Here is a 10989-nt window from a genome sequence, read left to right on the forward strand (position 1 = left end):
GCGGCCGGACAGCAGCGTCAGGAACACCGCGACGCCGATCACGAACGCGGGCACCCCGCCGAAGTCGGCCCCCCACGACGGCCATCCGTCGGCGAACACCGCCAGCAGGCCGTACCCCCCGCACACCACGAGCGCCAGACGGCGTCTGCCCCGGGTGACGAGGGGGTGCGCGAGCCCGGCCAGCAGCATGATCGAGGCGGTGGCGAACACCGCGAACGCGATGTTGCCGAACCCGTAGAAGCGCCCGCCGGTGACCGGTTCGTAGCCGGTCACCGCGTTGATCTGGAGCTGGGAGCCGTTGGCGACGTCGAGCATCAGGCCCAGCGAGGTCACCCCGGCGACCACCGTCAGCGGCCCCAGTACCGCGTGCCGCCAGGGCCCGGCGAAGGCCAGGCCGGTGATCAGGAAGGCGAACCCGAGAATGGTCGCGATGAGCCCGGCCATCGCGCTGCCGGTGCTCCACCACGGCACCAGTTGCGCCAGGAAGCTGGACACCGCGACGGCCGCGCTGACCACGGCGACGACCTGCGTGGCGGCCAGCAGCCGCGAGCCGCCCCTGCCCCGCCGTACGGCGATGGCGGCGGCCAGGTAGAAGAGCACCTGGACGATGACCAAGGCGATGTAGAAGGGCGTGCGGACGGTACGCAGCACCTGGCTGGCCAGGTCGGCGTCGGAGAGTTCGCGCACGGTCGCGCCGCCGGGGGAGTTGACGTGCCAGGGCCGGCCGCTCACCCCGGCCGGGGGTTCCAGGCCGGCCAGGTACATCGCGGTGGCGGTCAGGTCGGTGATGGTGACCAGGCCCTGCTGGCGGGTGGAGGAGGCGGTGAGCCGCCCGGCGTACCGCCCGCCGTCCGGCGCGGGGCCGTGCGCGATGGCCACGTGCAGGTGGGCGGCCGTGGAGATGTCGGAGATGCCCGCGACGAGGACCGAGGTGCCCGGCGGCAGCCGGGCCAGCAGCGTGCCGACCTCGCGGTCGGCGGTGGCCACGGCGTGCTCCCTGGCCTGCTCGGTGGGCGGGATGGGCTCGCCGCTGCCGTCCACGCCCCGGTCGATCCAGGCCCTGGCGAGCTCGTCGGCCTCCATCACGATCAGGCGGTAGGGGGTGAGGTCGTCGATGCCCTCCGGTGTGGCCGAGTATTTGGCGATATTTCCGCTCTTGTCGGCCGCACCGAGGGCCGCGCCGGGGCCGATCGCCGCGACCTTCCACCCGATGTCCGCCAGCGCCTGACCGAGCGCCCCGATCCGCGCCCGGTAGGACTGGTCGTCGTTGAACGCCCGCAGGTTGTCCCAGCCGGGCACCCGCGCGCCGCCGTCCGCGGTGGGCTCGGGCAGCGGCGGCAGCCCGCAGCCGGCCCCCGGCGCGCCCGCCCGCTGGCCCGCCGAGATCGTCAGCCAGCCGGACACCGGGCAGGTGATCGCCCGGTCGGGCGGCGGGATGGTACGTGTGGACAGCGAACCCACCGCGCCCTCGGCGGCCAGCTTCCAGAGATTGGGGGTGGTCGCCCGGTCGATGTCCGACCACTCCAGGCCGGGAACTCCGATCACGGCCACCGGCACCGGAGCCGGACGCGCGGCGGCCTCGGCCGCGCCCCCGGGGGCCGCCAGGCAGAACAGCGCGGCCAGCGCCACCAGCAGCGCGGCGGCGCGAGGGGAGCGGAGCGAGCCGTACGCGGTGCGGGCGTCCGGGCGATGCATGTGATGCCGCTCCTTAGTGCTTGCCTGCTTGTCCGGGTCTACCTGTGCTCGGCCCGGCTCCGGCGGGGGGCCGTCCCTGCCTCGCCCACGCCGGTTCAAGGCTCCACGGTAACCTCCCACGTCGTGAAGACTGGCGAGGTGTCCTCCGTCGAGCCCACCGTCACGAAGGCCGCGTGGCGGTGGTGGGCGTGGCCGCCCGCCGTACTGCTCGTGGCCGCGGCGGTCGCGCCCCTGGTCGGCTACTGGCTCTTCAACGTAGACGACCAACGGCTCGTCGATCTCGATGTGTACCGTACCGGGGGACAGGCCATCCTGGACGGCCGTCCGCTGTACGACTTCATCACCCCGGCCCCTCAGCTCCTGCCGTTCACCTACCCGCCGGTCGCCGGGCTGCTGGCCACGCCGCTGGCCGCGCTGAGCTGGCCGGTGGCGCAGTGGGTGTGGACCGTGGGGATCTTCCTGGCTCTCGCGGTGACCGTCGGCCATGCCTTCCGCCGTGTGATGACCCGTGCGACGACCCGTGCGTTGACCCGTGGCAACGGCCTCCTCAGCGGCCTCGCGACGCCGCTGCTGTTCGCCGCCCTGATGATCGCCTGCACCTACCTGATGCCGATCAGGGACCAGGTGCGTTTCGGCCAGGTGGACATCCTGCTGGTCGCGCTCTGCCTGGCCGACTGCGTGGCCCGCCGCCCGTGGTGGCCGCGCGGGCTGCTGATCGGGATCGCCAGCGCGGTCAAGCTCACGCCCGGGGTCTTCCTGATCTACCTGCTGATCACGAGCTGGGGCCGCGACCACGACAGGGAGCAACGCCGGACCCTGTACGTGGCGGTCCTCACGGCGGGCCTGCTGACCGTCCTGCCGTTCCTGGTCATCCCGCAGGACGCCGCGCAGTTCTGGTTCTCCGCGCTGCTGGACAGCGACCGGCTCGGGGCCAACACCGGCACCACCAACCAGTCCATGCGCGGCATGCTGCTGCGGCTTTACTGGCCCGAACCGCTCAGCACCGGGCTCTGGCTCGCGCTGGTCGCCGCGGTCGGCTGGTACGGCTTCCGCCGCGCCCGCGAGGCCCTGGCCACCGGCGACACGCTCACTGCGGTGGCGCTCACCGCCCTGATGGCCGTACTGCTGTCGCCGGTCGCCTGGATCCACCACCTGGCCTGGGTCGTCGTGATGCTGGGGGCCCTGGTGGGCGACGGCCGGGACCGGGTGCGCCTGTGGGTCGCGGGCGGGGTGTGGCTCTACTACGTCGTGCCGATCCCGTGGTGGGGGGTCACGATCAGGGCCGCCGAGATACCCGTGGTCAGCCCGGTGATCGGCAGGATCGTGCAGAACGCCTTCGGGCTGGGCGCACTCGGCCTGGTCTGGCTGCTCGGCTCCTGGCTGCCCCGGCGGCGGGCGCGGCTCGACGATGAGCGGGCGCGGCTCAACGATGAATCGGACAGGTAGAAATTCGGGTTCACCACGCCGCGCAGTGGCTACCCTGGTGATATGTCGAAACTCGCCTATCTGGGGCCCGAGGGCACCTTCAGCGAGGAGGCCCTGCGGATCCTGGCGCCCGAGGCCGAGCGTCTGTCCTGCCCCAATGTGGGGGCGGCGCTCGAAGCCGTACGGCGTGGCGTGGCCGACGCCGCGGTGGTCCCGCTGGAAAACTCCCTCGAAGGCGGCATCGCCTCCACGCTCGACGAGCTGGTCCGTGGCGAGCCGCTGCTCATCACCGCCGAGCTGCTGCTCCCGGTCCGCTTCTCGCTGCTCGCCCGGCCGGGCACCGAGATCGAGCACATCAAGCGCGTGCTGACCCACCCGGCCGCGCACACGCAGTGCCGCGGGTTCATCGCCCGTGAGCTGCCCGACGCCGTGGTGGTCGCCTCCGCGTCCACCGCCGCCGCCGCCCAGGAGGTGGCACTGCCCGGCTCGCCGTACGACGCGGCCATCGGCGCGGCCATCGCGGGCGAGCACTACGGCCTGCTGGAGATCGCCGCCAACATCGGCGACCGCGACGACACGGTGACCCGGTTCGTCATGGTGGGCAGGCCCGCCCCGCTGCCCGCGCCGACCGGGGCCGACCGCACCTCGACGGTCGCCTACCTGGCCGAAGACCACCCGGGCGCGCTGCTGGAGCTGCTGACCGAGTTCTCCGTGCGGGGGGTCAACCTCTCGCGCATCGAGTCGCGGCCCACCGGCGACGGCATCGGCAGCTACTTCTTCTTCTTCGACTTCGAGGGCCACGTGGCCGACGCCAGGGTCGGCGAGGCGATCTCCGGCCTGCACCGGGTGTGCGCCGACGTGCGGTTCCTGGGGAGCTACCCGCGGGCCGACGGCATCGCGCCGCAGATCCGGCGGGGCACCTCCGACGCCGAGTTCGCCGAGGCGGGGGAGTGGCTGGCCCGCGTCCGCGAAGGGCGCCTCTGAAGATCGCCTCGGGCGGGGGTCGCGTCCACGCGCGGCGCGGCCTTCCTCCCCGGTAGCCTTTGCACTGTGATTGACCTGCGTACCCTCCGAGAAGACCCGGACCGGCTCCGGGCGTCGCAGCGCGCCCGGGGCGAAGACGACTCGATCGTCGACTCACTGCTCGCACTCGACGCGAGTCACCGTTCCGCGCTCAGTTCGTTCGAGAGCCTGCGCGCCGAGCAGAAGTCCATGGGCAAGTCGGTGTCCAGGTCGTCCGGCGCGGAGAAGGACGCGCTGCTGAGCCGGGCCAAGGAGCTGGCCACGCAGGTCAAGGCGGCCGAGGCGGAGGCCGAGGCGCTGGCCGGCCGGCTCAGCGCGGCGGCCGCCGCGGTGCCCAACCTGGTCGAGGAGGCCGCCCCGCACGGCGGCGAGGACGACTACGTGGTGCTGGAGGAGGTCGGCGCGAAGCCGTCGTTCGACTTCGAGCCGCGCGACCACCTGGAGCTGGGCGAACGGCTCGGCGCGATCGACACCGAGCGCGGCGCGAAGGTCTCCGGGGCGCGGTTCTTCTTCCTGACGGGCGTCGGCGCCCGCCTCCAGCTCGGCATGCTCAACCTGGCCATGCAGCAGGCGGTCGAGGCGGGCTTCACGCCGATGATCCCGCCCGTGCTGGTCAAGCCCGACGCCATGCGCGGCACCGGCTTCCAGGTCGAGCACGACAAGGAGATCTACCACCTCCCCGAAGACGACCTCTACCTGGTGGGCACCTCTGAGGTGCCGCTCGCGGCCTACCACGCCGACGAGATCCTCGACGCCGCCGCGCTTCCGCTGCGTTACGCGGGGTGGTCCTCGTGCTTCCGCAGGGAGGCCGGCTCCTACGGCAAGGACACCCGGGGCATCATCCGCGTCCACCAGTTCGACAAGGTGGAGATGTTCTCCTTCTGCCGTCCCGAAGACGCGGCGGAGGAGCACCGCAGGCTGCTGGCCTGGGAGCAGGAGATGCTGGCCAAGGTCGAGCTGCCCTACCGGGTGATCGACGTCGCGGCGGGCGACCTCGGCACCTCGGCGGCGCGGAAGTTCGACTGCGAGGCGTGGATCCCGTCCCAGGGCCGCTACCGGGAGGTCACCTCGACCTCCAACTGCACGGAGTTCCAGGCCCGGCGGCTGTCGGTGCGCCACCGCGGCGAGGACGGCAAGACCCGCCCGGTCGCCACGCTCAACGGCACGCTGGCCACCACCCGCTGGATCGTCGCGATCCTGGAGAACCACCAGCGGGCCGACGGCTCGGTGGTCGTGCCGGCCGCGCTCCGCCCCCATGTCGGTCTCGATGTGCTGGAGCCGGTGAAGAAATAGCCCGGCGCGGGGCTCAGTGGGTCCGTACGGGCCCGCTGGGCCCCTTCCCGTACTCCGGGATCATTTCCGCATCCCATGGCCGGAGAAGGGTTTTCAACGATCCTGACCGCGGCCGAACAACCCACTGATTCGTCTGCTGGAAGTTTTGCCGTTAGATGCGCGAAAGGCGAGGTTCGCTTTGAGCGAACCCCGCCCTTTACGGCGAAGCCGGTGACGTCGTCAGATACCGCGCACCTGGGACGCCTGCGGACCCTTCTGCCCCTGCGTGATCTCGAACTCGACCCGCTGGCCGTCTTCGAGGCTGCGGTAGCCGTTGCCTACGATCTCGGAGTAGTGGACGAAAACGTCCGGCGCGCCGCCGTCCGGGGCGATGAAGCCGAAGCCCTTCTCAGCGTTGAACCACTTGACGGTTCCCTGAGCCATTAAAGCTCTCCCTCAGGATGTGAAACTTGGGATCCACACCTCGTGAATCCCGGTGTGTCGTACAGCCCAGCCCCGGGGTGGCTCAGACAGTCAAGCTGGTATTCACAACGGGATCTAGCTAATACAACGTCAACATATCTAACACCATCCAGGGCCGTGGTGTTCCCGCCATCGCAAAGTTTCCTCACCGAGCATGGTTCCGGGCAGACTGTAACCCGTTATGACTAGACCCCGGCTGGTCGCCACCGACCTCGACGGCACCGCACTGCGCACCGATGGAACCATTTCCCCGCGTACGGCCGCGGCCTTCGCACTCGTCGAGCGCGCGGGGGCGCTGCTCGTCTTCGTCACCGGCAGGCCGCCACGCTGGATGAGCGGCGTGGCCGCCGCCGTTCACCACCGTGGACTGGCGATCTGTGCGAACGGCGCACTCGTCTACGATCTGCACACCGAGGCGGTCGTGGAGTCCCACCTGATCGCCTCCAGAGTGCTGCGCGAGGCGGTCGCGGCACTACGTGACCGGATGCCCGCACTCGCCTTCAGCGCGGAATATGCGGGTGGATTCGCGCGCGAGGCCCGATTTCGGCCCGACGGAAGAGACAGCCGCACACCGGAAGGGCCCGCGGCGGACGATGCCGGCCTCGTGGCGCGGCCCTGCGCCAAGCTGCTGGCCCAGGACCTCACGATGGCCCCCGACCACCTGCTGACGGCCGTACACGACGTGGTGGGGCATCTGGTGACCGCCACCCACTCCAGCCGGGGGGACGGCATCATCGAGATGAGCGCGCGCGGTGTGACGAAGGCCACTTCGCTGGCGGCGCTCGCCCGGCGGCACGGCATCACCGCGCGGGAGGCGGTGGCGTTCGGTGACATGCCGAACGATCTGCCGATGCTCGCGTGGGCGGGCACGGCGTACGCGGTGGCCAACGCGCACCCGCGGGTCCTGGCCGCCGTCGATCAGGTGACGGCGGCCAACGACGAAGACGGCGTCGCGGCGGTGCTGGAACGGCTCTACAGCGCCGTACAGCCCCTTCCCTGAGGGGGAAAGGGCGGAAAGGCTGCCCCGGGCCGCTCAGCGCTTCTGAGCGGCTTCTGCGGGCTTACCGGCTTATAGGTACGGGCCGGACGCGCGGTGCTCTTGCTGCTGCTGCAGATGCTCGTCGCCCTGCGGGAATCCGCCGGGCAGCGCCCGGCGCATCTGCTCAAGCTGGGCGCGGGCGGCCATCTGCTGCGCGAACAGCGTGGTCTGGATCCCGTGGAACAGGCCCTCCAGCCACCCGACCAACTGCGCGTGCGCGACCCGCAACTCCGCGTCGCTCGGCGGCTGATCGTCATGGGTGAACGGCAGCGACAGCCGTTCCAGCTCATCGACCAACTCGGGCGCGAGGCCGTCCTCAAGCTCCTTGATGGAGCTTTGGTGGATCTCCTTGAGCCGCTTGCGGCTCGCCTCGTCAAGGGGGGCCGCGCGGACCTCTTCCAGGAGCTGACGGATCATGCTCCCGATGCGCATGACCTTCGCCGGCTGCTCGACCAGCTCGGTGACCGACCGCTCCTCGGAGTCGCCGTTCTCATCCTTGACCGGGACGCCCTGAGGGTCCACGACCACGATGTGCGGGGTGCTCTCCTCAGCATTCATGAATCTCAACCTAGCTCACCGGACCAGCAGGATTTTCCCGAAGTGGGAGCCTTCTTCGAGCGCCTCGTGCGCACGGGCCGCCTCCGCGAGCGGGACCGTGATATCCACCACGGGACGGACCGCTCCGGCGCTGATCAGCGGCCACACGTTGTCCACCACGCTCCGGACGATCGCGCCCTTCTCATCGACCGGGCGCGAGCGCAGCGTGGTGGCGTGGACGGAGCCGCGCTTGGCCAGCAGCGCGCCGAGGTCCAGCTCGCCCTTCGTACCGCCCTGGAGGCCGATCACCACGATGCGTCCGCCGGTGTTGAGGGCCCGCACGTTGTCCTTCAGGTACTTGCCGCCGATGATGTCCAGGATCACATCGGCGGTGAACGCCTTGGCGAAGTCGTCGGTGCGGTAGTTGACCCCGTCGTCCGCGCCGAGTTCGCGGCAGCGGGCCAGCTTCTCCGCCGAGCCCGCGGTGACCACCACGCGCGAGCCGTACGCCTTGGCGAGCTGGACGGCCAGCGTGCCGATCCCGCTGGCCCCGCCGTGTACCAGCAGGGTCTCGCCGCGGCGCAGCCGCGCCGTCATGAACACGTTGGACCACACCGTGCAGGCCACCTCTGGCAGCGCGGCGGCGTCGGTCAGCGACACCCCCTCGGGCACCGGCATGAGCTGCTGCCAGGGGACCGCCACCCGCTCGGCGTACCCGCCGCCGGCCAGCAGCGCGGACACCTCGTCTCCCGGCGCGTACCCCTCGACGCCCGGACCCACCTCCGCGACGATCCCGGAGCACTCAAGGCCCGGGTACGGCGAAGCACCGGGCGGCGGGTCGTAGAAGCCCTTCCGCTGGAGCAGGTCGGCGCGGTTGACGGCGGAGGCGGCGACCTCCACCAGCACCTCGCCGGGACCCGGGCGCGGATCGGGCACCTCCTCCCAGCTCAGCACGTCTGGACCGCCGGGACGGGAGATCACGATGGCACGCATGTGGCCAACCTATCGCCCGGCCCCGCCGCTGGACGGCCGCCCGCCGGATGACGAGAACTTGACGGTTGCCCTGTTGGTTGGAACGCGGGGCGATAATCTGCAATGTGTTTGCTGCACCTGATATGCCCAGCCCCTAGGGGGAAAACGGTGGCACGACACGATCGTGAGGATCCCCACTCGCTCGAAGAACAGCTCGCCTGGCTCGATGCGATCAAGGAGAACGAAGAGGCTCCGACCAGTGTCGTGGCCACTGCCGTGGACGACACCGTGGCCTCTCCCTATCCGAAGGATCCCTGGCTGGCGGCGGCCAACGAGACCGATCCGGCCGCGCTGTCCCGCACCTCCGGCTCCACCGCCGAGGAGTGGAAGCAGGCGGCCGAGGTCTCCGGGGCCTTCACGCTGCCGCCGGCCGCTCCCGAGCGTTCTGGGGGCGAGGAAGGCGCGGCGGCGGGCAAGGGGGACGAGGGGTTCCTTGAGCCGCTGCGCCCGCTGCCCCGCCAGGAGGCCGCCGAGCCGCCGCCGTCTCCGGCCCCAACGCCATCTGACACATCGCCCTCGGTGTTGCCCCCGCGGTCGCCCTCGGTGCCGGCTGAGGAGTCATCTGAGGTTGCGTCGCCGGACGTGGTGCCGCCGAAGCCCCCGGCGGAGTTCGAGAGCGCGTTCGGTACGGTGCCGCCGTTCCGCCCAGGGGAGCGCGGCCTGTTCGAGCCGCCGGAGCCGCAGGAGGCGGCCCAGCCCGCCGACTCGCCCTCCACGACGGCGGAGGACCTTTCGCCCGCGGCGTCACTGCGGCTCCCGGAAGAGGAACCGGCGGCGCAGGAGCAGAACCACTGGAGTTCGTGGAGCCCGTCGGCCCCGGCCAGCGGCTCGACCAGCCCGACGAACCCCACCAATCCCTCACTCCCGTCCGAATGGTCGCTCACTCCGCCCACCTCACCGGGAGTCTCTGGGGGCACTTCGCCGGAGGTCCCGGCGGGCACTGATCCCGGCGGCTCGGAGACCGGCGAGCGCTCGCCGTACCAGGCCCGCCGCCGCCTCACCGAGCCCCAGCCGCCCACACCGCCCACACCGCCGGCGCCGCCGGCGCCATCGGCCCCTCAGCAGTCGGCACCATCGGCCCCTCAGCAGCCGGAACGGCCTCCGGCCGCGCCGACGTTCAGCCCGGCCCCGGCCCAGCACTCCACCCGGCGCGCGCGTAAGCCGGCCTCCGCCGTCCCCGACGTGTCCGGCCGCCCCAACGCCGACAGCCTCGACCCCGACTCGCTGCTGCGCGGCCGGCGCAACGGCCCCTCGGGCGGCTGGCGCAAACTGGTCTACAAGGCGTCCGCCGGCTGGATCAAGCCCGGCGAGCCCGCCGTGGTACGCCGCCGCCGAGAGCTGATCGCCCGCGCCCGCATCCCGGTCGCCAGCGGCCACCACCGCGTCGCCGTGCTGAGCCTGAAGGGCGGTGTCGGCAAGACGACCACCACGGTCGGCCTGGGCTCGACGCTCGCGCAGATCCGCGGCGACCGCGTGATCGCCGTCGATGCCAACCCCGACCGCGGCACGCTCTCCGACAAGGTCGAGCTGGAGACGTCGGCGACCGTACGCGACATGCTCAACGAACGCGTCCAGATCAAGCGTTACGTGGACATCAGGGCATTCACCTCACAAGCCCCGTCGCGGCTGGAGATTCTGGCCTCTGACCGCGACCCGTCCGTGTCGGAGGCGTTCAGCGCGGGCGACTACCAGGCCGTCGCCCAGGTCCTGGAGAACTTCTACTCCATCTGCATCACCGACTGCGGCACCGGCCTGCTGCACTCGGCCATGTCGGGCGTGCTCGGCCTCGCCGACCAGCTCGTACTGGTCAGCTCGCCCTCGGTGGACGGCGCACGGGCCGCCTCGGCGACCCTCGACTGGCTGGAGGCCCACCACTACGAGGAGCTGGTGCGCAACGCCAACGTGGTGCTGTGCAGCGTACGCCCGAGGTCGAAGTCGACGGTCGACCTGGACAAGCTGGAGGCCCACTTCGCTGCCCGCTGCCGGGAGGTCGTACGCGTGCCGTACGACCCGCACCTGGAAGAGGGCGCCGAGATCGACCTCGACCGCCTCCAGGAGGCCACCCGTGACGCCTACCTACGCCTGGCCGCCTCGGTCGGCGACGGCTTCGCCCCGGTGCCCACCACGGTGGTCCACTGAAGGATCGGCGGAGGGTGTGGGATTCGAACCCACGAGACCATCGCTGGCCTGGCCGCTTTCAAGGCGGCTGCACTAGTCCACTATGCGAACCCTCCCGTAGACACCAACGATAGCGGTGCCGCGCCCCTGCTCGCGGCCCTTTTATCGCGCTGCCGGCCCGTCAGAGTTGGTCGAGGAGCCAGCGCGGGCCGGTCACCGCCGCGTTCAGTTCGCTCACCCGTCGCCGCAACTCGCGGTCCGCGGTCACGACCAGGACCCGCTCCCAGGCCGGGACGTCCCGTACCGTACGTACGATCGCGTCGTCGCCGCTGCCCTCGGCCCGTACCACCCCGACCCCCCGACTG

9 protein-coding genes, 1 tRNA gene and 1 pseudogene are annotated in these 10989 nt (G+C 71.4%); 5 read left to right on the forward strand and 6 right to left on the reverse strand.

What is annotated here, in order from left to right; genetic code table 11:
- Nucleotides 1-1695, reverse strand: a 1695-nt coding sequence (locus tag C1I98_RS27165; RefSeq protein ID WP_111170258.1) for an alkaline phosphatase family protein, incomplete at its 3' end; no start/stop codon positions are given.
- 123 nt (nucleotides 1696-1818) lie between these two features.
- Here C1I98_RS27165 and C1I98_RS27170 point away from each other — a divergent pair.
- The 3 genes from C1I98_RS27170 to serS all read left to right on the forward strand — a co-directional run bounded on the left by C1I98_RS27170 (nucleotide 1819) and on the right by serS (nucleotide 5436).
- A complete protein-coding gene (locus C1I98_RS27170) occupies nucleotides 1819-3141 on the forward strand; it encodes a glycosyltransferase 87 family protein (RefSeq protein ID WP_233508228.1) in 1323 nt (440 codons plus the stop codon).
- Between the two features lie 42 nt (nucleotides 3142-3183).
- Complete coding sequence (gene pheA / locus C1I98_RS27175) at nucleotides 3184-4104, forward strand: prephenate dehydratase (RefSeq protein ID WP_111170259.1); 921 nt, start codon at nucleotides 3184-3186, stop codon at nucleotides 4102-4104.
- A 66-nt stretch (nucleotides 4105-4170) separates the two neighbouring features.
- Nucleotides 4171-5436: a serine--tRNA ligase gene (gene serS, locus C1I98_RS27180; RefSeq protein WP_111170260.1), complete on the forward strand. Its 1266-nt coding sequence runs from the start codon at nucleotides 4171-4173 to the stop codon at nucleotides 5434-5436.
- A 219-nt stretch (nucleotides 5437-5655) separates the two neighbouring features.
- Here serS and C1I98_RS27185 read toward each other — a convergent pair whose 3' ends face one another.
- Nucleotides 5656-5859, reverse strand: a complete 204-nt coding sequence (locus C1I98_RS27185; RefSeq protein WP_111170261.1) for a cold-shock protein — start codon at nucleotides 5857-5859, stop codon at nucleotides 5656-5658.
- 220 nt (nucleotides 5860-6079) lie between these two features.
- On the opposite strand from C1I98_RS27185, the gene C1I98_RS27190 reads away from it, so the two are divergent.
- Nucleotides 6080-6898 carry an HAD family hydrolase gene (locus C1I98_RS27190; protein ID WP_111170262.1) on the forward strand — a complete coding sequence of 273 codons (819 nt, stop codon included), beginning with the start codon at nucleotides 6080-6082 and terminating at the stop codon, nucleotides 6896-6898.
- Nucleotides 6899-6967: 69 nt separating this feature from the next.
- Here C1I98_RS27190 and C1I98_RS27195 read toward each other — a convergent pair whose 3' ends face one another.
- Nucleotides 6968-7495, reverse strand: coding sequence for a bacterial proteasome activator family protein (locus C1I98_RS27195; RefSeq protein WP_111170263.1), 528 nt, complete (start codon nucleotides 7493-7495; stop codon nucleotides 6968-6970).
- A gap of 15 nt (nucleotides 7496-7510) precedes the next feature.
- A complete protein-coding gene (locus C1I98_RS27200) occupies nucleotides 7511-8467 on the reverse strand; it encodes an NAD(P)H-quinone oxidoreductase (protein ID WP_111170264.1) in 957 nt (318 codons plus the stop codon).
- A 147-nt stretch (nucleotides 8468-8614) separates the two neighbouring features.
- Between C1I98_RS27200 and C1I98_RS27205 the strand changes: the two genes are divergently transcribed.
- Nucleotides 8615-10645, forward strand: a complete 2031-nt coding sequence (locus C1I98_RS27205; protein ID WP_233508229.1) for a MinD/ParA family ATP-binding protein — start codon at nucleotides 8615-8617, stop codon at nucleotides 10643-10645.
- A gap of 8 nt (nucleotides 10646-10653) precedes the next feature.
- Here the strand turns inward: C1I98_RS27205 and C1I98_RS27210 are convergent.
- Both C1I98_RS27210 and C1I98_RS27215 read right to left on the reverse strand, forming a co-directional pair.
- Nucleotides 10654-10740: transfer RNA gene (locus tag C1I98_RS27210), tRNA-Ser, on the reverse strand.
- Nucleotides 10741-10805: 65 nt separating this feature from the next.
- Nucleotides 10806-10989: pseudogene (locus C1I98_RS27215) on the reverse strand (NUDIX hydrolase); the annotation flags it as partial.

Origin of the sequence: Spongiactinospora gelatinilytica (assembly GCF_003236385.1) — a bacterium.
Lineage (GTDB): Bacteria > Actinomycetota > Actinomycetes > Streptosporangiales > Streptosporangiaceae > Spongiactinospora > Spongiactinospora gelatinilytica.

What these genes read in the sequence shown, in the direction of transcription:
- pheA (WP_111170259.1), top strand. Translation starts at nt 3,184, where the DNA reads ATGTCGAAACTCGCCTATCTGGGGCCCGAGGGCACCTTCAGCGAGGAG.
- C1I98_RS27185 (WP_111170261.1), bottom strand. Translation starts at nt 5,859, where the DNA reads ATGGCTCAGGGAACCGTCAAGTGGTTCAACGCTGAGAAGGGCTTCGGC.
- C1I98_RS27190 (WP_111170262.1), top strand. Translation starts at nt 6,080, where the DNA reads ATGACTAGACCCCGGCTGGTCGCCACCGACCTCGACGGCACCGCACTG.
- C1I98_RS27195 (WP_111170263.1), bottom strand. Translation starts at nt 7,495, where the DNA reads ATGAATGCTGAGGAGAGCACCCCGCACATCGTGGTCGTGGACCCTCAG.
- C1I98_RS27200 (WP_111170264.1), bottom strand. Translation starts at nt 8,467, where the DNA reads ATGCGTGCCATCGTGATCTCCCGTCCCGGCGGTCCAGACGTGCTGAGC.